At 67.1% G+C, this 22879-nt stretch carries 26 protein-coding genes; 15 read left to right on the plus strand and 11 right to left on the minus strand.

Features of this window, described 5'->3' with window-relative positions:
* Nucleotides 1-55 precede the first annotated feature (55 nt).
* Entirely contained in the window at nucleotides 56-1327 is a 1272-nt protein-coding gene (locus HC028_RS03310; protein WP_239075285.1) for a hypothetical protein, read from the plus strand.
* A gap of 3 nt (nucleotides 1328-1330) precedes the next feature.
* Here the strand turns inward: HC028_RS03310 and metG are convergent, their stop codons facing one another.
* Nucleotides 1331-3109: a methionine--tRNA ligase gene (gene metG, locus HC028_RS03315; RefSeq protein ID WP_168072600.1), complete on the minus strand. Its 1779-nt coding sequence runs from the start codon at nucleotides 3107-3109 to the stop codon at nucleotides 1331-1333.
* 104 nt (nucleotides 3110-3213) lie between these two features.
* Here metG and HC028_RS03320 point away from each other — a divergent pair, with 104 nt between their 5' ends.
* The gene (locus HC028_RS03320) at nucleotides 3214-4692 is read left to right on the plus strand and encodes a hypothetical protein (RefSeq protein WP_168072603.1); all 1479 of its coding nucleotides are present in this window, start codon (nucleotides 3214-3216) and stop codon (nucleotides 4690-4692) included.
* A gap of 3 nt (nucleotides 4693-4695) precedes the next feature.
* On the opposite strand, the gene rsmI is transcribed toward HC028_RS03320, so the two are convergent.
* Nucleotides 4696-5529 (minus strand): 16S rRNA (cytidine(1402)-2'-O)-methyltransferase, encoded by an 834-nt coding sequence (rsmI, locus tag HC028_RS03325; protein ID WP_373313822.1) that lies wholly within the window; start codon nucleotides 5527-5529, stop codon nucleotides 4696-4698.
* A 101-nt stretch (nucleotides 5530-5630) separates the two neighbouring features.
* Between rsmI and HC028_RS03330 the strand changes: the two genes are divergently transcribed.
* Nucleotides 5631-7220, plus strand: a complete 1590-nt coding sequence (locus HC028_RS03330) for a dolichyl-phosphate-mannose--protein mannosyltransferase (RefSeq protein WP_168073348.1) — start codon at nucleotides 5631-5633, stop codon at nucleotides 7218-7220.
* Between the two features lie 36 nt (nucleotides 7221-7256).
* Here HC028_RS03330 and HC028_RS03335 read toward each other — a convergent pair whose 3' ends face one another.
* Together HC028_RS03335 and HC028_RS03340 are read right to left on the minus strand one after the other, a co-directional pair.
* The gene (locus tag HC028_RS03335) at nucleotides 7257-7679 is read right to left on the minus strand and encodes an organic hydroperoxide resistance protein (protein ID WP_168072607.1); all 423 of its coding nucleotides are present in this window, start codon (nucleotides 7677-7679) and stop codon (nucleotides 7257-7259) included.
* A complete protein-coding gene (locus HC028_RS03340; protein WP_239075286.1) occupies nucleotides 7679-8599 on the minus strand; it encodes a quinone oxidoreductase family protein in 921 nt (306 codons plus the stop codon). Before HC028_RS03340 ends, HC028_RS03335 begins: the two co-directional genes overlap by 1 nt.
* Nucleotides 8600-8690: 91 nt before the next feature.
* On the opposite strand from HC028_RS03340, the gene HC028_RS03345 reads away from it, so the two are divergent.
* Entirely contained in the window at nucleotides 8691-9362 is a 672-nt protein-coding gene (locus HC028_RS03345; RefSeq protein WP_168072612.1) for a TetR/AcrR family transcriptional regulator C-terminal domain-containing protein, read from the plus strand.
* A 7-nt stretch (nucleotides 9363-9369) separates the two neighbouring features.
* A complete protein-coding gene (locus tag HC028_RS03350; protein WP_168072614.1) occupies nucleotides 9370-10128 on the plus strand; it encodes an SDR family NAD(P)-dependent oxidoreductase in 759 nt (252 codons plus the stop codon).
* Nucleotides 10129-10141: 13 nt separating this feature from the next.
* Here the strand turns inward: HC028_RS03350 and HC028_RS03355 are convergent, their stop codons facing one another.
* Entirely contained in the window at nucleotides 10142-10489 is a 348-nt protein-coding gene (locus tag HC028_RS03355) for an STAS domain-containing protein (protein ID WP_168072617.1), read from the minus strand.
* A gap of 153 nt (nucleotides 10490-10642) precedes the next feature.
* Here HC028_RS03355 and HC028_RS03360 point away from each other — a divergent pair, with 153 nt between their 5' ends.
* Nucleotides 10643-11305, plus strand: coding sequence for a GOLPH3/VPS74 family protein (locus tag HC028_RS03360; protein ID WP_239075287.1), 663 nt, complete (start codon nucleotides 10643-10645; stop codon nucleotides 11303-11305).
* Nucleotides 11306-11332: 27 nt separating this feature from the next.
* Here HC028_RS03360 and HC028_RS03365 read toward each other — a convergent pair whose 3' ends face one another.
* Nucleotides 11333-11713 carry an STAS domain-containing protein gene (locus HC028_RS03365; protein WP_168072622.1) on the minus strand — a complete coding sequence of 127 codons (381 nt, stop codon included), beginning with the start codon at nucleotides 11711-11713 and terminating at the stop codon, nucleotides 11333-11335.
* 218 nt (nucleotides 11714-11931) lie between these two features.
* Here HC028_RS03365 and HC028_RS03370 point away from each other — a divergent pair, with 218 nt between their 5' ends.
* The gene (locus HC028_RS03370; protein ID WP_168072624.1) at nucleotides 11932-12276 is read left to right on the plus strand and encodes an STAS domain-containing protein; all 345 of its coding nucleotides are present in this window, start codon (nucleotides 11932-11934) and stop codon (nucleotides 12274-12276) included.
* A 13-nt stretch (nucleotides 12277-12289) separates the two neighbouring features.
* On the opposite strand, the gene HC028_RS03375 is transcribed toward HC028_RS03370, so the two are convergent.
* A complete protein-coding gene (locus tag HC028_RS03375; RefSeq protein WP_168072626.1) occupies nucleotides 12290-12730 on the minus strand; it encodes a response regulator in 441 nt (146 codons plus the stop codon).
* A gap of 195 nt (nucleotides 12731-12925) precedes the next feature.
* On the opposite strand from HC028_RS03375, the gene HC028_RS03380 reads away from it, so the two are divergent.
* The 4 genes from HC028_RS03380 (at nucleotide 12926) to HC028_RS03395 (ending at nucleotide 18365) form a co-directional block, all read left to right on the plus strand.
* Nucleotides 12926-13255, plus strand: a complete 330-nt coding sequence (locus HC028_RS03380; RefSeq protein ID WP_168072628.1) for a hypothetical protein — start codon at nucleotides 12926-12928, stop codon at nucleotides 13253-13255.
* A 21-nt stretch (nucleotides 13256-13276) separates the two neighbouring features.
* Nucleotides 13277-14368: a WXG100 family type VII secretion target gene (locus tag HC028_RS03385; protein ID WP_168072631.1), complete on the plus strand. Its 1092-nt coding sequence runs from the start codon at nucleotides 13277-13279 to the stop codon at nucleotides 14366-14368.
* 15 nt (nucleotides 14369-14383) lie between these two features.
* Complete coding sequence (locus tag HC028_RS03390; protein WP_168072633.1) at nucleotides 14384-14689, plus strand: hypothetical protein; 306 nt, start codon at nucleotides 14384-14386, stop codon at nucleotides 14687-14689.
* A gap of 2476 nt (nucleotides 14690-17165) precedes the next feature.
* Nucleotides 17166-18365 (plus strand): PIN-like domain-containing protein, encoded by a 1200-nt coding sequence (locus HC028_RS03395; protein ID WP_168072636.1) that lies wholly within the window; start codon nucleotides 17166-17168, stop codon nucleotides 18363-18365.
* 100 nt (nucleotides 18366-18465) lie between these two features.
* On the opposite strand, the gene HC028_RS03400 is transcribed toward HC028_RS03395, so the two are convergent.
* From HC028_RS03400 to HC028_RS03415, 4 genes are all read right to left on the minus strand, one after another.
* Nucleotides 18466-19017, minus strand: a complete 552-nt coding sequence (locus tag HC028_RS03400) for an HAD family hydrolase (RefSeq protein ID WP_239075288.1) — start codon at nucleotides 19015-19017, stop codon at nucleotides 18466-18468.
* Nucleotides 19018-19172: 155 nt separating this feature from the next.
* Nucleotides 19173-20018 (minus strand): winged helix-turn-helix domain-containing protein, encoded by an 846-nt coding sequence (locus tag HC028_RS03405; RefSeq protein ID WP_168073350.1) that lies wholly within the window; start codon nucleotides 20016-20018, stop codon nucleotides 19173-19175.
* 304 nt (nucleotides 20019-20322) lie between these two features.
* Nucleotides 20323-20574 (minus strand): hypothetical protein, encoded by a 252-nt coding sequence (locus tag HC028_RS03410; protein ID WP_168072640.1) that lies wholly within the window; start codon nucleotides 20572-20574, stop codon nucleotides 20323-20325.
* 273 nt (nucleotides 20575-20847) lie between these two features.
* Nucleotides 20848-21375 carry a GNAT family N-acetyltransferase gene (locus HC028_RS03415; RefSeq protein ID WP_239075309.1) on the minus strand — a complete coding sequence of 176 codons (528 nt, stop codon included), beginning with the start codon at nucleotides 21373-21375 and terminating at the stop codon, nucleotides 20848-20850.
* Between HC028_RS03415 and HC028_RS28340 the strand changes: the two genes are divergently transcribed.
* The 4 genes from HC028_RS28340 (at nucleotide 21283) to HC028_RS03430 (ending at nucleotide 22835) form a co-directional block, all read left to right on the plus strand.
* A complete protein-coding gene (locus tag HC028_RS28340; RefSeq protein ID WP_239075315.1) occupies nucleotides 21283-21483 on the plus strand; it encodes a hypothetical protein in 201 nt (66 codons plus the stop codon). The two genes, HC028_RS03415 and HC028_RS28340, sit on opposite strands and share 93 nt — an antisense overlap.
* Nucleotides 21484-21569: 86 nt before the next feature.
* A complete protein-coding gene (locus HC028_RS03420) occupies nucleotides 21570-21911 on the plus strand; it encodes a hypothetical protein (protein ID WP_168072645.1) in 342 nt (113 codons plus the stop codon).
* A 161-nt stretch (nucleotides 21912-22072) separates the two neighbouring features.
* A complete protein-coding gene (locus tag HC028_RS03425) occupies nucleotides 22073-22393 on the plus strand; it encodes a GYD domain-containing protein (RefSeq protein ID WP_168072648.1) in 321 nt (106 codons plus the stop codon).
* Nucleotides 22394-22697: 304 nt separating this feature from the next.
* Entirely contained in the window at nucleotides 22698-22835 is a 138-nt protein-coding gene (locus HC028_RS03430) for a hypothetical protein (protein WP_168072650.1), read from the plus strand.
* Nucleotides 22836-22879: the final 44 nt, after the last annotated feature.

The raw sequence follows: 22879 nt of genomic DNA on the forward strand, positions 1-22879 counted from the left end.
TTCAGCCGATTGGGTGTTTACGTGCAGTTCACGGCGCTGACTTAGGGTTCAGCCCGTGGCGCTGATCGGACGAGCGGATGACCGACCGACGTCGGCGCATGCGCCCCTGCGGGTGCTGCACGACGGCCGGTGGTTCCCGGCCGACGAGATGTCCAAGGGCGCGGCCTACGAGCTGTTCGCCGACGAGCCCCTCCCCGGATTCCTCCCCAATCCCCGCCCCGGCGCCCGGCACAAGTTTCGGCGTTTTGTCCACGCCACCGACGTCCTAGCCGCCACCGGACTCGGCTCCCGCGCCGCCGCGGTCATCGCCACCGGCGAGCAGCCACTGGCCGAACTGCCGGATCAGCCCTTACGCATGCCGGTCAGCCGCAGCCTGGACTGGGCCGGCCTGCACCGGCTCAGCCAGCAGCCGGCCACCGCCGATTCGGTCGTGGCCGCGATCCGGCGCAGCGCCACGATCCGGCGGGGAACTCGGATGATCAAGGTGCTGTCGGCCCGCCAACTCGTCGGCCACCTGCGCGGCTGGCTGCCCAGCGGCTTCTGCTACCGCGAGTACGACGTGGCCCACCTCCGCACGCCCGCGGAGCTGGGCGTGCTGCGCGGCGACGGCGCAGACCCCGGCGACGTGGTGTTCGCGCTGCGCTGGCGCGCCGTCGACCCGCTCGACTACGCGGTGCCGTCGGTCGACACCTACCCGGGGTTCGTGAACATCCCGCCGGGCGACCGCATGGGGCCGCCCATCATCGGCAGCGGGTTCGCGCCCGCCGACCGCCACCTCGTCCCGGAGTTCGTCACCGCCGATCTCGCCGACCTGCCGCTGACCGCCAACGCGTCGCTGCTGGCCTACACGACCGACGGCACCGAGGTCACGCTGTACACGTACCTGGCCGAGCAGCACACCTGGGCGCGCATGTGGGGCCCGCAGTGGCGCCACCTCCTGTCGAGCGTGCCCGAGGGGTTCCCCGGCGACCAGGAGTACTTTCCGGTGCCGGCCGCGCCGACCCGGTTCGTGGGCCGCTACCGGGGTGAGACCTACGACGCGATCGCCGACCCGCCGGGCGAGTTCCGGCTCGCGGCGAAGATCCGCGCCGCGCGCTACCCGGTGGAGTCGATCGCGCGGCGCACTGTATACGCCCGCTGGCGCGGGGTGCCGTGCACGATCGTGCGCAGCGAGGCCGGATGGCTGCGGGTACGCCCCTGCCGCCCCGACGCCGAGGCGATCGACCAGCTCGCCGCCCAGTGCGTCGAGCGGGGCGTGTACGAGACCTGGGCGCCGGCGACCGAGGTCACCGACGCCCGCGAGGTCGACATCGAATACCGCTTGTGAGGCTCAGGACGTGAGCCGCGCCAGCTCCTCCTCGATGATCGAGGGGTCGAGCTTGCGGAACACCGGCGTCGGCGCCGCGAGGGGCCGCCCGGTCGGCAACTCCACCGGCTCCCACCGGGCCCCGACCGTGTAGTCGCCGGTCAGGATCGGGTAGGTGTTCCCGTCGTCGAGGTCCTCGACTTCGACGATGGACGGCATCGGCGCGTGCACGCCCGTACCGCCGAGCAGCTCGTGGATCCGCTGCGCGGCGTGCGGCAGGAACGGCGTCAGCATCGTGTTGAGGTGACTGATCGCCTGCAGTGTCACGTACAGGATCGTGCCCATCCGCTCCTTGTCTTCCTTGAGCTTCCAGGGCGCGGACTCCGACATGTACTTGTTGACCTCGGCGACCAGGCGCATCGCCTCGCCGATCGCCGCCTTCTGGCGGTGCTTGGAGACCAGCGCGCCGACGGACTCGAAACCGGCGCGGACGGTCGCGAGCAGCGCCTCGTCGGCCTCGGTCAGCGGGCCGGGCGTCGGGATCTCCCCGAAGTTCTTGGCCGCCATGGAGATCGACCGGTTGACCAGGTTGCCCCAGCCGGCGACGAGCTCGTCGTTGTTGCGCCGCAGGAACTCGGCCCAGGTGAAGTCGGTGTCGTTCGACTCCGGGCCGGCGACGGCGATGAAGTACCGCAGCGCGTCGGCGTCGTAGCGCGCCAGGAAGTCGCGCACGTAGATCACGACCCGGCGCGAGGAGGAGAACTTGCGGCCCTCCATCGTCAGGTACTCGCTGGAGACGACCTCGGTCGGCAGCTCCAGGCGGCCGAACGTGCCGGGCTTGCCGTCCCGAGAACCCTCGCCGTTGTAGCCGAGCAGGATCGCCGGCCAGATCACCGAGTGGAAGACGATGTTGTCCTTGCCCATGAAGTAGTACTGGCGGGCCTCCGGGTCCTGCCACCACTGGCGCCAGGCGTCGGGCTTGCCCGACCGGCGGGCCCACTCGATCGACGCCGACAGGTAGCCGATCACCGCGTCGAACCACACGTAGATCCGCTTGTCGTTCCGGTCCCGCCAGCCTTCGAGCGGCACCGGCACGCCCCACTCCAGGTCGCGGGTGATCGCGCGCGGGTGCAGGTCCTCGACCAGGTTCTTGGAGAAGCGCAGCACGTTGGGGCGCCACCCCTCGCGGCTGTCCAGCCACTTGTTCAGCGCGTCGGCGAGCGCGGGCAGGTCGAGGAAGAAGTGCTCGGTCTCCACGAACTCCGGCGTCTCGCCGTTGATCTTGCTGCGCGGGTCGACGAGCTGCTCGGGGTCGAGCTGGTTGCCGCAGTTGTCGCACTGGTCACCGCGGGCGCTGTCGTACCCGCAGATCGGGCACGTGCCCTCGATGTAGCGGTCGGGCAGCGTCCGACCGGTCGACGGCGAAATCGCCCCAAGCGTCGTCTTCGCCACGATGTACCCGTTCCGGTACAGCGTCTCGAACATCTCCTGCACGACCGCGTAGTGGTTGCGGGTCGTGGTGCGGGTGAACAGGTCGTAGGACAGGCCCAGCCCGTGCAGGTCCTCCACGATCACCCGGTTGTACCGGTCGACCAGCTCGCGCGGGGTCACTCCCTCGGCGTCCGCCTGGACCTGGATCGGCGTGCCGTGCTCGTCGGTGCCCGACACCATGAGCACGTCGTGCCCGGCCATTCGCATGTACCGGCTGAAAACGTCGGAGGGGACCCCGAAGCCGGAGACGTGGCCGATGTGGCGCGGGCCATTGGCGTAGGGCCAGGCGACCGCCGCAAGAACGTGACTCATGGCGTTCAAGCCTAGTGACTGTTGCCCCGCTCGCGTGAACCGGCACATTTCCCACGCCGACACGCGGCCCGAGTTGCACCGAGACGGCCGCTTGACGGTGTGCAATGACGATTGTGACCGATCCCGCGACACCCCCGCTGCCCGAGTCGACCGCGCCCAACGGCGGCCGCCCCTGGCCCGCGCCCAGCCCCAACAGTGGCTGGTGGCGCGGTGAGGGCGATGCCGCAGCCGAGCGCCCGGCGACCCTGGATGACGATACCCAGGTCATCCGCACCGACCAGTTCCGCCAGCAGCCGACCTCCGGGGGCGCTCCCCCGGGGCCCGGCGAGGGTGGACGCCGGCGAACGCCGGAGGCGCGCTCGGCGGGCGAAGGCACGGACGCCGGCCCCGCGCCCGGCAGGACCGGCCGGCACGCGGCGCAGCCCATGAAGCCGACCATCACGTACTCGCAGCCGGCCGCCACCCAGCCCGCAGTCTCTCCGCCGGCCGAGCCGGAGCGGACCGCGGAGACCCTGCCGAGGCGGGCCCTGGACGCGCGGTCGGTGGGGCCGCACACCTTCGAGTTCACGGCGCCGATCCGCGCCACGGGCAACCCCACCATCGAACCGCCGACCGCGGAACTGCGCGGGCCGCTACGCCCCACGGGCAACCCCACCATCGAACCGCCGACCGCGGAACTGCGCGGGCCGGTACGCGCCACCCGTACCCCCGCCCCCGAAGAACCGCCCACGGCCGAACTGCCCGGGCCGGTCCGGCCGGCAGTCGATACCGCACCGGCAGCCGCCGCTGAGAAGCCTGCGACTGCCGCTACGCCCACCATGCCCCCCGCCGCGGTGCCCGCTGCCGCCCCTGCCGCCGTCCCAGCGCAGCCGGAGGGCTCGGCTGTCCGGCCACAGGGCGGCTTCCCGCTGTGGCCCGAGGGCGACGGCCCCACCGTGCCCATCATGAAGCCCGAGTCCACACCGGCGGACGAGAAGGCCGCAGCGAACCCGGAAGCGGGTACCGCCTGGCAGGCGGCCGAGATCGAGATGATGCGGGGCGGCCGGAGGACGACGGCCAAGCGCCCGACACAGGCGCCGAAGCGGGTCCGGAAGAGGGCCCGGCCGCCTGCGCTGGGCCTGACCGCGCTGGTGCTGCTGGCGCTGCTGGCCGGGTTCTTCGGCTGGGTCAGCGCCGACCCGTTCTGGCTCGCGGTCGGCCACGCTCAGCGCGGCACGGCGACCGTGACGCAGTGCGTCGGCGACGGCCTCCAGGCCCGCTGCGTCGGCACGTTCGCGGGGTCGAGCTTCTCCCGGGACCGGGTCGCGGTCAGCGCGCTGCCCCGGGCGGAGCAGCGCCCCGGCGCGAAGGTCACGGCACAGATGGTCTCGGCCAAGGGTCGCATCGCGTACGCGGGCCGCCCGACCTCGCTGCACCTGCGGTGGATCGTCGGCATCGTCCTGGTCGTGCTGTGCGGGCTGGGTATCGCCTGGGCGACCGGCGCCGGTCGTCTGGAGAGCCGGCGGGCCAGGATGACCGCGTTCGCGCTGAGCCTGGGTGGCCCGCTCCTGATCACCTTCGGGACGATCGCCGTCGCCTGGTAACCGTCACGGTGCCGCGTGGACGGCGTTGTAGACCTGGCGCTTCGGTACTCCACGCTCGGCGGCCACGGCGACGATGGCGTCCCGCCGGGACGTGCCCGTCGCCTCGAGCGCGGCCACCGCATCGACCAGGTCGGCTGTGGTGGGCGGCTCGGCGGGCACGGCCGGCGCTCCGGCGACGACGAGCGTGATCTCGCCGCGCGGTGGGTCCTCGACGACCGAGGTCGCGAGCTCCCCGAGCGGGGCGCGGCGGATCTCCTCGTACGTCTTGGTCAGCTCCCGGCACAGGGCCGCCGGGCGATCCGGGCCGAACGCCGCGGCGAGGTCGGCCAGGGTGTCCTCGACCCGGTGCGGAGACTCGAAGAAGACCAGGGTGCGGGGCTCGCGGGCGACCTCGGCGAAGTACGTCCGCCGCTCGCCCGGCTTGCGGGGTGGGAAACCCTCGAAGCAGAACCGGTCGGAGGGTAGGCCGGAAAGCGCCAGGGCGGTGGTCACGGCGCTCGGTCCGGGGGCGGAGGTGACCGGCACCCCGGCGTCCAGCGCCGCGCGTACCAGCCGGAACCCGGGGTCGGACACGCTCGGCATGCCGCCGTCCGTGATCAGCGCCACCGTCGCCCCGCCGGTGAGGGCGTCGACCAGTTCCGGGGTCCGGCGCTGCTCGTTGCCTTCGAAGTAGGACACGATCCGACCGGCCACGGTGACGTCCAGTTCACGCGCCAACCGGGTCAGCCGGCGGGTGTCCTCGGCGGCGACGACATCGGCCGTGGCCAGTACGTCGCGCAGCCGGGTGGAGGCGTCACCGACGTTGCCGAGCGGTGCGCCGAGCAAGATCAGTGCCACTCGGCGTCTCCTTCGTCGCTGTCCGGTGCGCATATGTCGCAAGTGCAGCCTACGATCGCCGGGTGAGCCCGGGCATAGCGACCGACGATGGATCGACCGCGATGACGATGGAGACGTCCACGGCGGATGCGGTGGGACCCGACAACGGCGCCGGCTCCCCGGTGCCGGAGGCGGTGCGGCGTCGCCTGCTGCCCCGCGTCGCCCGCGACCCGAGATCGTGGCTGGCCACAGCCCTGATCGTGGTCATCGCGGGGGCGCTGCGGCTGATCGGGCTCGCCCACCCGCGCGGCAAGATCTTCGACGAGACGTACTACGCGACCGAGGGCCAGGAGCTGTTCGACCACGGGGTCGAGTGGCGGCCGGAGAGCGACACCGGCGACTTCGTCGTGCACCCACCGCTCGGAAAGTGGATCATCGGGGCCGGCGAGTGGCTCTTCGGGCGCGCCGGCCACGGCGGCTGGCTCACCAACGGGGAGTTCGGCTGGCGGATCGCCGCGGCGGTGTTCGGCACGCTGTCGGTGCTGATCCTGATCCGGACCGCGCGGCGGCTGTTCGGCTCCACCGTGCTCGGCTGCGCCGCCGGTCTGCTGCTGGCCCTCGACGGCATGCACTTCGTGCTGTCCCGATCGGCGCTGCTCGACATCTTCCTGATGACCTTCATCCTGGCCGCGTTCGCGTGCCTGGTGATGGACCGGGACCAGCGGCGGGCCAGGTGGCTCACCGCGATGGAGGCCGGCCTCGACCCGACCGCGCCGGGACGGGCCGGCCGCCCGCGCCTCGGGGTGCCCTGGTGGCGACTGGGCGCGGCTCTGATGCTCGGCTGCGCCGCCGCGGTCAAGTGGAGCGCGCTGTGGCACATCCTGATCTTCATCGCGCTGATCGTCGCCTGGGAGGTCGGCGTCCGGCGGACCGTCGGCGCCCGGCACCCGTGGCGCGACACGCTCCTCGACGAACTCGGCTGGGTGCTGGCGGTCGTCGGGATCATCGGGGCGGTCTATCTCGCCTCGTGGACCGGCTGGTTCCTCAGTGACGACGGCTGGGCCCGCCACCACCTAGCCCGGGATCTGCACCAGCGCGAGTTGCCGGTGATCGGGGCGCTGCAGAACCTGTACCACTACCACGTCCAGGCGTTGAACTTCCACAGCGGCCTGCACGAGACCCACCGGTACCAGTCGGAGCCGTGGCAGTGGCTGTTGCTGGGCCGTCCGGTGGCGTTCTACTACAGCCAGGACGGCCCGTGCGGGGCCGCGACCTGCTCGGCGGAGGTGCTGCTGCTCGGCACGCCGGTGCTGTGGTGGTCGTTCCTGCCGGCCCTGGTCGGGCTCGTCTGGTTCGGCACGAGCCGGCGCGACTGGCGGGCCCTGGTGATCGGGCTCAGCGCGGTCGCCGGCATCGTGCCGTGGTTCTGGTACGAGATCAAAGACCGCACCATGTTCGTGTTCTACGCCCTGCCGTCGGTGCCGTTCCTGGTCCTCGCGGTCGTGTACGTGCTCGGCGCCATCATCGGGCCGGCGCCTGCGGCGCGCGGCGGGCCGGTGCCCGACCGGCGACTGTTCGGCACCATCTTCGCGGCGCTGTACGTGGCGCTCGTGGCGCTGTGCTTCGCGTACTTCTACCCGATCTACACCGGGAAGATCATCACGTACGCGGAGTGGAGCGCCCGCATGTGGCTCGGCGGCCGCTGGATCTGACCGCCGAGCCATCCAACCCGTGGCCCACGCGACACATCAGCCCACCTGGTGGGTCACCACGATGTTGCCGCGGGTCGCGTTGGAGTACGGGCAGATCGTGTCGGCCTTGGCGATCAGCTCATGGGCGGCCTCCAGCGCGACGCCCGGTAGCTCCACGGCCAGATCGACGCGCAGGCTGTACCCGACGGAGCCGGTGAGCTTGCCGATACCGACCCGGGCGGTGACCGACGAGCCGGTGACGTCCTGGCGGGCCTGCCGCGCCACCAGCAGCAGGGCGTTGTGGAAACACGCGGCGAACCCGGCGGCGAACAACTGCTCCGGGTTGGTCGCGCCGCCCGCGCCGCCCAGCTCCACGGGCGTGGCCACACGCAGGTTGAGGTTGCCGTCATCGCTGATGACCCGGCCGTCACGACCGCCGTTGGCGATCGCGCCCGCCGTGTACAGCACGGATTCGAGCATCAGGTCTCCCTCGTAGGCCGCAGGACGAGTTTGCCGGTGGTCCTGCGGGCGAGCAGGTCGGAGTGCGCGCGGCGGGCGTCCGCCAGGGGGTACTCGCCGCCGACGATCGGGCGTACCCGCCCGGCGGTGACCAGCTCGAACAGTTCGGTCAGCGCGGGGGCGAACATGCCGGGCACGGCGAGCGCCGGGCTCAGCCAGAACCCGACGACCGACAGGTTGCGCTTCATCAGGCGGCCGGGCTCGACCGGCTGCGCGACCTGCCGGGAAGCGGCGCCGAACGTGACGAGCCGGCCGAACTGGCCGAGGGCCTCGAACGCCGCGTCGAACACCGGGCCGCTCACCGCGTCGAGGATCACGTCGACCCGCTTGCCGCCGTTGGCTTCGATGACGCGCTCGGCGTACCCGTCGGCGTCGCCGGAGACGGCGACGTCCGCCCCGAGGTCCAGTGCGAGCTTCTGCTTGTCAGGCGTTGACGCGGTCGCGATCACACGGCCGGCGCCGAACGCCTTCGCCAGCTGGACGGCCAGGGACCCGACGCCACCCGCGGCCGCGTTGACCACGACGCTCTCGCCCGGAACCAGGCGGGCGCTGGTACGCAGCAGGTGCCACGCGGACAGGCCCTGGACCAGGAGGGCGAGCGCCTCCCCGTCCCCGACCGAGGCCGGCACCTCGACGGCGAGCGCCGCGGGCAGGAGCGCCTTCTCCGCGTACCCTCCGCCGTTACTCAAGCCCATCACCCGGCGGCCGTCGGCCGCGCGCCCGATCACCTCGGAGCCCGGCACGAACGGCAGCGTGGGGCTGCTCAGGTAGGACCCGTCGGCGAGGTGGGTGTCGGCGTAGTTGACACCGGCGGCTGCCACCTCGACCAGGATCTGGTCCGGGGCGGGCTGCGGGTCAGGCAGCTCGACGGGGGTGAGCACTTCCGGCCCACCATATCGGGAGATTTGAATGGCTCGCATGCGGGTCACATTAACGTACTTAGTACGTTGGGACGTCTGTGAGGATGACCACGTGATTCAACGCAAAGCCCGCGCGCCCCGGCACACCCTCGACCGGGCCACGATCGCCGCCGCCGCGCTGGAGTTGATGGATACCGACGGCATCCGGTCCCTGACGATCCGCTCCCTCGCCGCCCGGCTCAGCGTGGCGCCGATGGCGCTGTACAACCACGTACGCACCAAGGAGGAGATCCTCGACGCGGCGCGCGAGCACGGCCTGGCCAGACTGTCGGTCAGCGCCGGGACCGAGGGCCCGTGGTGGGACCGCATCCGGGAGATCAATCTGGCTTTCCACCACGCCCTGCGGGAGCACCCCAGCCTGGTCGGGCTCCTGGTCGCCCGCCCGCTCGGCGGGAACGCGCCGATCGACGCGGCCGAGGCGCAACTTCGCGTACTCGTCGAAGCCGGCTTCGCCCCCGACGACGCCGCGCGGGCCCACCTGACCCTGCTGCACTACGCGATCGGTTCGGCGGCGTGGACGTCACCGCGCGTGGAGCCGCAGGCCGTCGGTCGCGAACTGCTCGAACGCCTGCCCGCCGAGCGGTACCCGACCTTCGCCGCCCTCGCCGCGCCGCTGGCCGAGGCGAGCTACGACCCGAAGCAGTACGCGTATGGCCTGGATCTCCTGCTCGCCGGCCTGCGCGCGGCTACCACCCCTTCCACCCACCCCGATCTTCGGAAATGATCTCCGAATGAGCTACCTCGAGGACCTCTTCTCCCTTCAGGGGCGGGTGGCCGTGGTGACCGGCGGAAACTCCGGCATCGGGCGGACGATCGCGGAAGCGCTCGCCCTCGCCGGCGCCGGAGTGGTCCTGCTCGCTCGCGACGAGGCCCGGCTACGCGATGCTGCCCGGGCCCTCCCCCGCGCCGCCTACGTGGCGGTCGACCTCGGCGACCACACAGCCCTGGCCGCCGCCGCGAACGAGGCGGCAGAACTGTTGGGCGAGCCGGACATCCTCGTCAACTGCGCCGCGATCAACCCCCGGCCACCGTTGGCCGAGCTCACGCTGGAGGACTGGGACCGCATCTTCGCGGTGAACCTCGACGCGCCGTTCCTACTCGGCCAGCGGTTCGGCCCGCGCATGGCCGAGCGCGGCTGGGGACGCATCATCAACATCGCCTCACAGCAGGCGGTTCGGGCGTACGGCAACAGCGGCGGGTACGGCGCCGCCAAGGCCGGCCTCGCCGGACTCACCCGCTCGCAGGCCGAGGCGTGGTCGCGGTACGGCGTGTGCTGCAACGCGATCGCGCCGGGCATCGTCGATACGCCAATGACCGAAGCCATCTTCGCCGACCCGGCGCGCGCCAGCGCGGCCGCGGGCCGGACGATGACCGGCCGCAACGGCGTAACCACCGACTTCGCCGGGCTCGCGGTCTTCCTCGCCAGCCAAGCATGCGAATACGTCACCGGCCAGACCATCTTCGTCGACGGCGGATTCTCGGTGACCTGAATCTACTGTGGACCTAACCCGGCGCCTCCATCGCCTGCTCGGCCGTGTCGTAGAGCGGCAGCATGCGCGTGAGGTGGGTGGCGTCGAGGACCTGCCGAACGATCGGCTGTACGCCGGCGAGCCGTAACCAGCCCCCGTTACGGGTGGCCATCAGGTGAGTCTGAGCCATCATGTTGAGCCCACTCGAGTCGCACAGATCGACCTCGGTGAGATCCAAGATGATGCGGGGCTTCTCCTCGGCGGCGAGCGCCACCAGCGTCTCCTTCAACGCCTCATGGGTATCGAAGTAGATACTGCCGCTCGCGGCGACCACCGTCTGGTCCGCTATCCGGCGGACCGCGACATCGACCCTGTCCGTCACAGCATGGCCCGCTTCCCGATGGCCCGAATCCCTTGGGCGCGTGACCACTCCACCCCCAGCAGCCTAGTCTTCCACGGCCGTTCCGCAGGGCCAGAGCAATTGCCGCTACCGATCTTCACGACTTCAGTTGCCGCTCGGATCTACCCTTGGGCCGTGAAGATCAACCTCGCCGAGGAACTGCTCCTGCTGGCGTACGACGACGCCGGCTCCCTCAAGATCAGCGGACAGTCGCTGGACTACGGCCTGGCGGGAGCGCTCCTCATGGAGCTGACGCTGGCCGGCCGGGTCGACGTGGCGGACAAGCGGGTTGCCGTGATCGACTCGCGGCCGACCGGGGACCCGGTGATCGACGGGGCCCTCGCCCGCATCGGTACGGAGCGGCGCAAGCCACAGGACTGGGTCACCCGCCTCAGTAAGGGCCTGCGCGACCAATACCTGCACCGCATGGTCGACGCCGGCGTACTCCGGCGCGATCAGCACAAGGTCCTGTGGATCTTCCCTCGTACCCACTACCCGGCAGCCACCGGCGCACAGGCGGCACCGGAAACCGAGACGCGGCAACGACTGTTAGCGGCAGTGAATGGCGGCGGCCCGGTTGATCCCCGGACCGCCGCCCTGTGTTCTCTGGTCAGAGCCGTACGGCTGGAGGCTGTGGCCTTCCCCGGCCTGCCGAAAAGGCAGGTACGCGAACGCCTCCGGGCCATCTCCGACGCCAGCTGGCCGGCTGACGCCGTCCGCAAGGCCATCGAAGCGGTGGAGGCAGCCGTGATCGCCGGCGCGATCGCAGCGAGCGCCGCCGCAGTCACGGCCAGCTGAGCCGCAGCCGATTGGGCGCCGGCGCCGTCAGTCGACGCCGACGACGGCGCTCGTATCGATGCGGGCCTCCGGAAGTCCGAGCATGACGTCGACGCCCAGCACGCGGAGGATGCGCGCAGCGAAGGCGCTGACAGCGATCAACCGGAACCGGACGCCTACCTGTGCGCTGATGCGCTGGGCGACCACGAGCGTCCCGACGCCGGTGGAGTCGATGAAGTCCAACTCGCGAAGATCGACACCGATGGCGTGCACGTCTCCGCGATTGAGCATTGCAGTGATGGCCGTCCGGAACTGGTCGGCAGTTGCCAGATCGAGTTCGCCGCCTACCAGCACTACCACCTGGTTGTGCCCGGCCGGCTCGACGGTGATCCGCAGTTTTGACTGCCCTTCGGGGACTGCTATGTCCATAGTTCGGTCATCCTAGTCATACGAACGGCCATGTCGAGATGTCCAGATGACCGATCAAGGGCCGATTCGGGGCGCGACCAGCCAGTACTCACCCCTGCATGCAGTCTCAGCAGTTGGCCGTTAGGGTTACCCACTGCGAGCCGTTCGTCCGGCCCTCAACTGGGGCGTACGGTGGATGCCGCCAACACGTAACGCATAGAGAGAGATCGACAAGCAAGATGCCACCCGCATTGATCTACACCCGTCGGGCTCCTGACGGAAGCGTGCTCGTCGAGGTCCGCGGCGAGGTCGATCTCGAAACCTCCACCCGACTGCGCAACATCCTCATCGACACCGCCGCCCACCTGATGCCGACGAAGATCATGGTTGATCTGCTCCACGTGACGTTCATCGACTCGACCGGCATCGGCGCCCTGGCCGCCGGCCACAACGCCGCCCAGCAGCGACGTCTGGGGTTCGGCGTCCGCAACGCCAACGGCTTCGTCGCCGCCCAGCTACGCCAGACCGGCCTGCACGACACGCTCGTCGCCGACCAGGACCGGGGCCCCGGGCCTACGCGGTAGCCCCGCGCTCCCCTTACCGCTCCTGGCCAGTGACCGCGGTACTGTCATCGGCCGGCTGGGTCCGCTGGGACGGCAACCAGACGTGATAACGCCGACCGTCGGCGAGCACGCTCTCGACCTGGCCGACCAGATCCTGCGGCGCGACGGGCTTGCGCAGCAGGCGCGCGACCTTCGGCAGCTCGGCAGCGTCCATCTCGGCCCAACCGCCGGTCACCAAGATGATCGGGATCTCCGCGAGCTCCGGGTCAGCCTTGACCGCGGACGCCAACTCCAGGCCGGTCATGCCCGGCATCACCACATCGGCGAGCAGCAGATCCGGCCGGTGCTCCCGCACGCAGGTCAACCCTGCGCTGCCATCCGGGCACTGGACGACGTCGTGGCCGGCACGCGCAAGGATCCGCGAGTACGACTCGAGGAGGTCTGGGTCGTCTTCAGCGATCACCACGCGCGCCATACATGCTCCTCTGTCGATGGACTGGACCCGAGGATGGTACTTGAGGGGTGTGCCGCTCCTGATCGGTCGCCCGGGCCTGGGCGACGTGCTCATGCCCCGTCGCGGCCGGATCAGTCCCGACGCCGTGACGCGGGACTACTTTATTGAGGCTTACGGATAGGCTGCAGCCGCCAGCGTGATCACCGAGGAGCGAGTGTGTCGTACCGCCGTACCTTCATGGCGGATGTGCGCCGTCAGTTGGCAGCAGAGACGGAGAGCCACGCCATCTGGCGGATCCGCCTCTACGCCGCCTGCCTGTCCATCCTTTTCGGGATGGTAGGCCTCTCCGGGTTCCTGTCTATGGCGCTCGGCAACGTCTCCTGGGCCGCAGCGCCCGGCTGCCTGGTGATGCTGGCCGGTGGCGTGCTCGCAATCGGCGTCCTGCCCAACAGGAACATCGCGTCGTCGCGGCGACTGGGCTTGTTGGCGGCGGGCTGCACAGTCGTCGGGTTCGTGGAGTTCTTCCTCGTCACCCAATTGTCCTGACCTGGTCTCGGGGAGGCATCGGTGACGTTCGCTGTACAGCCGGCCTGGCTCGGCGGCTACGCCGGCCAGGTGAGCAGGGGCGCCGACGACGCCGCTCGCGTGCGGGACTATCTCGATCAGTACAAGGGATCCGGCGGTTTCGACGGGGCCCTCATCGAGCTGGTACGCAACGCGTACACCGGCTCGATGAGTGCGGCGATCACAATGGCGGACAAGGTAGCCCGCATCCTGCATGCCAGCGAGGAGGGGCTTTCCGAGGCGGCGAGCTACTACCGGAACACCGACGCGGCCGCCGCCGCGCGAGCGGACGCCACCGTGCCGGGCCGGTGCGCGACCATACCGACCGCCCTGGAAGAAGAGTGGACAGCCAACGCGTGCGCTCCGTCCTTCCTCGACTCGCGAGAACCGTCCGCGCGCCTGAAGCCGGTCGACGACGTGGAGTTCACACACCCGCTGGCCTTCCTGGACGACATCAGCGTGTCCAACTCGGCGCTGAAGGGCTTCGACTTCGTCTTCGGCTTCAACCCGCTGGAGAAGATCGCCGAGTTCCTCCTCGGTGACTGGAAGGCCGTCGCCAATGCGGGTGTGGCGATCGGCCGGGCGGCCGACGCACTGCACGACCTGGGGTACAACGTGCAAGGGGGCGCCATCGCGTTGCGAGGCGGCTGGCAAGGCGCCGCCGCTGATGCCGGCTATGCACACTTCACCGGCCTCGCGAGCGGCATCAACGCTCTGATCGGCCCGATGCGGGAGATCTCGAAGCAGTTCGAGTCCATCGCCCACGGCGTCTACAGCTTCTCGGAAGCGGCGACAGGCTGGGTCAAAGGCATGATCGATTCAGCCGTCGTCGCAGGCATCGCTGCCGCAGCCGGCACCGTCACCGCCGAGACCGGAGTCGGCGCGGTCATCGGATACGGGGTCGCCGCCTACGAGGTGGCCCGGATCCTCGACCTCTGGTACAAGGGCACGTCCGCGATGAACGCCCTCTACGGTGTGGTGCAGGGCGCCGTCGGCTTCATCGAGGTGAACCTGTCCCAGCTGTACGGGGCAGATCTACCCGAGCCGTCCGGCTACCCCGCCTACCGCCACCCCGTGGTCGCGGCGGCAAGCTGAAGCAGGAGGTCCGCCATGCACGACAGCGTGTACGAGCTGGTCGGCGACGATCCCCGCCTGGCCAAGCTGCTGCGCGCCAGCCTCAGCAAGCTCGCAGACGGCCCCGAGGGACCGCTTCGGGAGATGGCCGAAGGAGTCCTGAGCGGCCACGTCGACCTGCGTCAGGCCGCCATGTCGGACGCGTACGGCGACGAACTGGGAGCGGCGTTCGGGCGGTTCTGGTCGCACTACGAGCAGCTCGACCAGCGGGAGCGGGACGAACTCGTACGGCAGGCGGGGCAGCAGCTCGACGAGCTACTCGACGGACCGCGCCCTAGCTGATTCCGCCGAAACGTGGCCGCGCTGCGGGATGCCGTCGACACGCGGCGACGCTCGCCGAAACCGCAAGGTTATGGCTAGGTGGGCCAGAAGTCTTGTGGCCAGCGCTTCCGCTGGCCCCGAGCACTTGTGGTGGAGCTGAGGGGATTTGAACCCCATACACCCACGGTGACGATCGATCGGCAACCATCAGGTCAACTTGCACTGCTACCAGGCACGTCCTTGCCAACCTCTGACAACGCCTGTTGCCATTGTTCACTCTCCGTTGTACCGGATGTATACCCAATGATCTTGTTCTCAACGGGCACCCATGTCAGCCGAAGGAGTCATCCCGTCACCTTCACCGGACCATGCTGACCCCGCCGCTCAGGGTCAACTACGCCCCATCGATCGACGCTGAGCAGCCGCAACTGCGGGACTCGAACCCGCAACAACATCCAAACGTCGGTGGAGATCGGCCAACGGGACGTGCGTTGCGGTTGACCTGCGAAGACTTCCGGCGTTGACAGCTGCTGTCGCTGTTGGCGGCTGTCAGTTGTGCCGGATCTGTTCCCAGTGATCCTGGCTCCGTCAGGCACCGCGCCGGCCAAGGAGCCAGCTACCACCGTGACTGCATGCTTGTCCAACTATCCCGGAGCCTGCTGTCCGGCGAGGGCGACTATGGTGCCGACTGCCGGACCCTAGGATCGGAGCATTAACGATGCTCAACTTGTAGCCGGCACACGGGAGATGAAGCCAGTGAGCGGAGAAAGATACCATTTGCAATTTAGAGAAATAGAAATCGTCGAGCTTCTCCAGGCCATCATTAGCAACCAGCAGCCGGAAGTCACGATTTTTTTCCGAACCGGTAATTCGGACTGCCGAGCATCGCCGACTTCGCCCGGACCTAATCACCATAAGCGGGGAAACTGCAGAAATAATCGAAGTAAAGCGCGAGGCGCCACAGACCCTTGAACGACTTGAGGCCATCCGACAGCAACTACTGGACTACCGAGAAAGCGCCAAAATTGCATACAAAGGCAAATCCGTACACGTAACTCTAGCAATTCCAGACTATATAACACCAGATAAGCGCGAGCACCTAAGTGCGTACGGGATCGCCGTCTGGGATCGCGACTTCATCTGGCAGCAGGCCCGCAAGGCTGGACTCGAAGATTGGGCCAGAAGGCTTCTACCAGGACCTCCCGAAGGCGCCACTTCCGAGATTCCTGAGCCACCAAGGACGTCCATCCTGGAACGGATCAAATCTCTCCCGCCCGGAAGGGAGAACTGGTCCCTGTACCAAAAATTGTGCAGGCAAGCCTTTGAGCAATTGTTTTGTCCCCCATTAGACGCCCCATTAGAGGAAAGCGTCAACGAATCGAAGGTCAACCGACGCGATTTCGTAATCCCTAACTACGTCAGCGAGGGATTCTGGCAATTTCTTCGGGTGCACTATCGAGCCGACTACATCGTGGTCGACGCCAAGAACCTTGCAGGAGGCGTCAATAAGTGCCATGTACTACAGATATGTAACTACATGACACATCATGGCACAGGGTTGTTCGGAATCATAGTCACACGCAAGGGCAGTGACCGATCGGCCGATCAGACTCGAAGAGAGCAGTGGATCCTACACAACAAGATGCTGCTCGTCCTTAGCGATGAGGATATGACACAAATGTTCAACAATAAGGCTAAGGGGCAGGATCCGGCCACCGTAATTCGACAGAAGGTGGAAGACTTCCGGCTAGCAATCTGACTCCAAGTTGCCAGCGGATATCAGGCCAATCTTGACTATAGGACATGGGCACGACATAACCAGGATGCGCGCGTCGCTAGATCGAGGACAGAGTCCTGGCGTGCCTAAGCCATCCCGTCTGCTGTCGACCCACCCACCGGGGAGCGGGCCGGGGCTGGGGCGCCAAGGTGGAGCGCCCTGCCGGACGTACGACCTTGGCGCCCCGGTCCCGGTCTGCTCGGCTCTGCCTGGGTCGTCGGCGGGCGGGATGGCTTCTCCCCCATCCCGGAGCCGGAGGCCCCCGCCGGAAGCGTCTTCGCTTCTGATGAGTCCGGCCGTAGGCCGGTCCTCCTTGTCCTTGCCCCGTGCTGCCGATCGAGGCGGCCCGGGGCTTCTTGCTGTCTGGCGTCGCGCCGTCGGCGGGCTCGGCGGCCAGACCCCCTACGAACGCCTCAAACAGAAGACCACGACCCAGGCGTAAACGAGCACCGTCACTCGCACAGCGTGTCAGCCGGGACTCGGCACGTGTGAGCCGGAACACGCTGACCGAAGAGCCGAACATATTGGCTAGCTAGCCGCCTGGTCACTAGAAGATGATGACTAGATGCTCCAGCAGATGCTGAGGGCAAAGTGGGGGTCGGTCTACCATCCCAGACTTTGGAGGGCTAAGGGTCAATGCCAGGCCTGAGTGACCGGTTCGGTAGCTATCTCGCCCCTGACGCTGACACTCTCAGATCAGCTATGACTAAAGGGCTGATCGTGCTCGACACCAACGTCCTCCTGAGTGCGTACCGGTTTGCTCCTCAAGCACGCGAGGAGTTATTGACCGTACTTAGCCGACTTCAAGAACGCCTGTGGATCCCCGATCAAGTCGCATATGAGTTCCATAAGACCCGGTTTGGAGTGATTGCAGAACATCGAGCAGCATACGACAACGTGCTCGAAACTCTCGGCGGCCATCGTGAAGTCTACGAGAGAGACCTGGAGAATAAAATTCGCGAGCTAGCTAATCGGGCAGCGCTTTCGGATCACGAACGTGATCAGCTTATAGGGCTAGTTCGTAACAGCATGGAGCCCGTGCGTCGCAAGATCGAAACGCTTCGGAAACGGCATGGCTTAGGCGACGCGATATCGGATGACCCTATTCTGTCGCTACTACAATCGATCTTTTCCGACAAGGTCGGTGCAGCCTTCGAATCTGCCGAGGAAGAGGCTGCCGCTCGCGCAGCAGCAGACGCACGTATCAATGCGCAACGTCCCCCGGGTTTCAAGGATGCATCAAAGGAGGATCCTCACGGCGACTACCTAGTCTGGAGCCAAACCTTAAAGGAGGCCCAGCGAAGGAAAACTGAATTTCTCGTTTTCGTAACAGGGGACACTAAAGACGACTGGTACTTGCGAGTTAAAGGCAAAACCATCATGGCACGCCCAGAACTTGCCGAAGAGGTCCGTGAGGTGGTGGGCGCTCGTCTCATAGTGATGCAGACGAAAACGTTCCTGCGCCATGCGGGCGAACACCTTGAGACCAAGGTAAGCCCAGAGACCATACGGCAGGCCGAGAAGCTTCCGAACGTCGAGCGTGTAAGGGCAGCTAAAAGAGCTGCAGCACGACAGGCAGTGATGCAGGCAACTCAGGCAGAGCAGATGGCTCGTGATGAAGCGGACCGTGGCTTACACCTGCTTAGAAGAACAGAGAAAGAGCTGCATGAGGCAGATGGTTATGCACATGAGATCGCACGACGAGTGGCTCTAGCCAAGGAAAATCTCACTGAATCAGAAAATGATGAGTTACTTCGTCTATTTGAAGATGAATTGAAGGCCGCCAGCATGCGCAGAGAGGAACTCGAAAAGGATTACCAGATACTCAAGGCGCGTGCTTCAGAGCTACGACTACGGGCCGATCATGCTGCCATGGCGCGCGTTCACGAAACGGCGGTGGCAGACTATCTTGAAGGTTGAGACGTAACCGGGGCGCCCTGCACGGCGATCGCTTCCCCTTGGAATCTCCGACCTCTTGCCCAATGTCCGATCTGACAACAAGCTGGCAACGACCTAGTTCCTACATCGCAGACATAGGAGCAATAGTTCGGGCCAACTCGGCCATGCTCTCGACCACGGCATCAGCACCTGCAGCCGCGAGACGGCCCCGCTTCCCAGGCTTATTGGCGTAACCAACGCAGCGAATACTCGCCGAATGCGCCGCAGCTATGTCGGTAGCCGAGTCCCCCACGAGCGTGGTGCTCCAATGTGGAGCGTCCATCCTCATCATCGCCCGCACGACCAGGTGACTGTTGGGCTTCAGGAGCCGCGGGTCCATGCCCTTGTAGCGCCCAACGACCGTTACGAAGTTAGATGCGAGACCATGCCGTTCGAGGTAGGCCATGACGGCTTCGACTGAGTTGTTGCTGACGACACCAAGTGACAGGCCCTTCTCACGTGCGGCTTGAAGCACGTCCAGCAGGTGCGGCGTGCCCTCCGCCGTGCCAGCCGCATCGATTTCCGCCTGCCGAAGCACCTCATCGGCCTGTTGCATGAGCGCCACATTTCCAAGCAGAGGCGTGACGCCCAGGAGCTGGAGCGGATCATCTTGCTCTAGGAGGTGTTCTGGCACCGAGTCATCGTGATCGCGGATTAGTTCTCGGATTTCGGATGCGATCAGAGACGCTGGACGGCCGGCGAAGATGCTACAGATAGGGCCATCGAAGTCCAGGAGCAAGTTCTTGGTGTGCCTCATTACGGAGCCAAGGCCAGCATGGCTGATTACATTCATGCCGGATACTCTCGGGCGATCGTTGACCAAACGCTGTCGAACCAGAACCGAGCCTGCTCGACGTACTGAGTTGACTCGGCGGCGTCGTCGTCACTGACGGCAAAGTGAAAGAGCGGGACGTCCTTGCCAAGGACGTCGTGCATAGGCAACTTCTCGCCCTTGACAGTGACGTCGTGGGTGACGATCGGGTAGAAGCCGAAGAAGGCTTCTTCGTTGTTGAGAAGGTAGAGCTTAAAGAGAGTGGCGGCCCGGTGCGCCCGCACTTCGGCCGTTGCGCTGGCCATTAGGCCGAGGTCTTTCAACTCGCGCACCGACTCCACGATCGCCTCAGTGTGGCGCCGCGCGATCCGCTCAGCGCGCTCCCTCAGCATCGCGTCGTCACCCCCCGTGTCCGCCCTCGTCGGGACGGCGGCAGGCCCGCTCATGTCCGGCAGGAGAATCCGGATCGATAGCGACTCCGGTGCACGTTGACCGGCTCGGATCTTGTCGAGCGGCTCTTGCAAGAGCCCATGAAGTGTTTCTCCAGAGAACCCCGCGAAGTCGATCGCAACGTGCTGCCGATCGAAGGCCGCTTCGACGTGGGGCCGGAGGCCGACCGGCCGCTCAGTGCGGGCCCGGACGAAGGCCCCGCTCCCCTGCCTCGTGACGATGAGTCTTTCGGAGGTAAGAACCCGCAGCGCGGACTTGATCGTCTCGCGGGCCACGCCATACCGCCGGGCGAGCTCGTGCTGCGACGGCAGCCGCACACCTGGTTCAAGCTTCCGAGTCAAGATCGCCGCACGCAGGTGGTTAGCGATCTGCTGCGACGCCGGCCGTGGGTCGTCCGGATCCAGGCCCGGCATTTTGATGTCCGGTGGGATCACCTGCTCAGGATACGTCCTGGCTAGCCAAGCTAGAAGAATCTTGAACCGCTCGTCTTGAGATGACTAGCCAAGCTGGCTACCTTCCATTCAGGGCCGTATGACTAGCCAAGTTGGTCACGCTGGCGATCGCCCCCGGCGGGCGGGCCCTAGTTGATGGGAGTCAGTCATGGGTCGTTTGCTGCTGGACACCGCGCGGGCGTCTTACGAGGTGTCGGTCAACCTGGGCGCAAGTGGACTGGCCCTCCCTAGCAGGTACACCACCTCTCATCAGGTACACCACCTCTCATCCGGGAGCTGAGATGGCAGTGCTGCTCACGGCCGCATGCTCAGCGCTGGCGGCGGGCTTCGCCGCCGGCCTGTTTGCCTTCAAGGTCAAGACACGGTGGTGTAGAGCCTGCGGAGTCACGCTCACCTGCCCGGCCTGCGGCAGGTCTGCGGGCATCAGGATGGACGGTGGCCGGTAATGGGTGACGTCTACCTGAGCGCGGCGGCCGTCGAGCGCGTCTTCGCGGCCCAGGTACTCCTCGACCGCCACCTCCGCTCCGATGCAGGCGGTCGGTGCACAACCTGCGGGGAGCTGGAGCCGTGTTCAAGTCGCCTCGGCGCTCAACGCGTCTTCGCGCAGTACGGGTACCTTCCCCGTCGCCGCCCGGGCCACGCAGCAGCGACCCCCGCGCCGGAAACCCGCTTCAACTGGCTGAGCGACTGACGCCAGTGCAGACGATCAAGGCCACTGCCGTACCCAATCAAAGAAGGCCGCTCCCGACGCGGACTCTGCAAAGCCTCGGAGGGAGAGAGCAAGGCTCATCTAGCGCCGCAACGATACAGCGGAGGACGCTTCCCACTCGGCTGCGAGGACGGAGTAGAGCAGCGAGTCACGCCAGGATCCATTGGTGAAGACGTGGTCCCGAATGCGTCCCTCGTACTGCATGCCAAGCCGCTTGACGACCGCGATCGACGCCTCGTTGTCGGGACCGATCGCGGCGGAGATTCGGTGCAGGCCGAGTTGGCGGAAGCCGAAGTCGACCAGGGCACGAGCGGCGTCGGTGGCGTAGCCGTGGCCCCACTGGTCGTGCCGGATGGCGTACCCGAGCTTCGCCGCCTGTACGCCGTCCAGCCCCAGACGCGCGAACCCGATCAACTCGTCACCGGGCAGGGTCACGACAAGGTAGTACTCGGTCCGCGGGACGGCCTGAGCCCGCTCGACAACTCCGTCGATCATCGCTTGAGTAGCGGCTTGGTCATGGACGTCAAACGAGAGCCATCGGGTCACGTCCTCGTCACCGACGATCGCGAACGCGGCATCCACATCGTCCCGCCGGAATTCCCGAAGCACGACGACGCGGCCGGTGAGGGTGACCGGGTACATGGGCAGATCTTCCCCTACCGAGACAAGGCGCCTACCGGCGTACGGGTGAAATCCTCGATGAACCCGGGCGAGTGATGCGGCCAATCCCTCCCGGGCCGCGGCGATCAGGCCCGCCGGAATGCACCTTCAGATCGCACGCCTTCTCGACCTTGGGAGTAGCAATGGACCTAGAGCATCCAGGCTGGTGTGCGTCTCGACGCTGCCGCGCAGCCATCGGCGGCACGCACAAAAGCGACGCCGTCGAGATTATCCACGGCACAAGCCGGGCGAGCGCCTGGCTCCAGCAGCAACCCGCCGACGAAGCGTTCCTCGCGCTGGTTACCACCTACCACGGCATCAGCGCCCCGGTCGCATTCCTGCCACTGGCCAAGGCTCGCGCCCTACTGGGCCAGGCCGGTGGACTGATCACGCAAGCCGGTGACGACGAGGCCGATCCCGCCGTCGCCGGCCAGCTACATGATCGGTTCGTGGGCGGGTCGCCACCACTCCCCGATGGATCGTGATCGCCCGGGCAACGCGGCCCCGGCGTTTAGGAGTGGCGGCGGATTCGCTGCCACCCGTTCCCGCCATCGGGATCACCCCAAATGGGGGTGCCGCGGCAGGTTCGGACGTGGCGCCGGGCACGGCTCCCGTAACTACGCTTGATTGGAAGGAGGTGATCTCCATGCCAAGATTCCTCATCCAGGGGAGGTTCACGCTCGACGGACTCCGCGGACTGCTCAAGGACGGGGGCAGCGGGCGCGTCGAGGCGGTCCGGCGGATGGCCGAAAGTGTCGGCGGGCGCCTGGAGTCGTACGACTTCGCGTTCGGCGAGCCCGACACGTACGTGATCTGCGAACTGCCCGACACCAAGACCGCCGCCGCCGTCGCTCTCGCGATCGGCGCATCCGGTGGAGTCACCACCAAGACCGTGGCCTTGCTGACCCCAGCAGAGGTCGACCAGGCGGTCAAGCAGCGCGTCGACTACCGCGCACCCGGCGCCTGATCCGACGACGGTCAGCCGCTGACCCAGCCGATCAAAGAAGGCCGCCCCCGACGGGAGCGGCCTTCTCACTGCGGTGGAGCTGAGGGGATTTAAACCCCATACACCCACCGTGATGATAGATCGGCACTGATCAGGCGGATGTACCGGCCTTCGCTCCATATGGTGTGCGACGAATGCTCGATCAAACACAAGCACTTGGGACAGTTGGTGGTACGCCGTGGGTGGTTTACAAACATCGTTTTTGGCAAGTCACGCCAGCTTGATCGCTCATGCCACCCGGTTTGTTCGAGGGAAAGGAGTGAGCGTGGGCAACGTGACCCGCAAAGGCGCCTCAAGCCAGCCCCAAGCCATTCGCTATCTGACCGAGGTTCGCCGCCTAGTGATGGCGCTGGCTGCTCTGGTGACTGCGGTCGGGAGCGTCATCGCCCTGTTCGTGAGGTAGGTTGCCTGGCGTAGATGGCAGAAGATGCACAGACGACGGCCCCA

The organism is Planosporangium flavigriseum, assembly GCF_011947225.1.
Taxonomy (GTDB): domain Bacteria; phylum Actinomycetota; class Actinomycetes; order Mycobacteriales; family Micromonosporaceae; genus Planosporangium; species Planosporangium flavigriseum.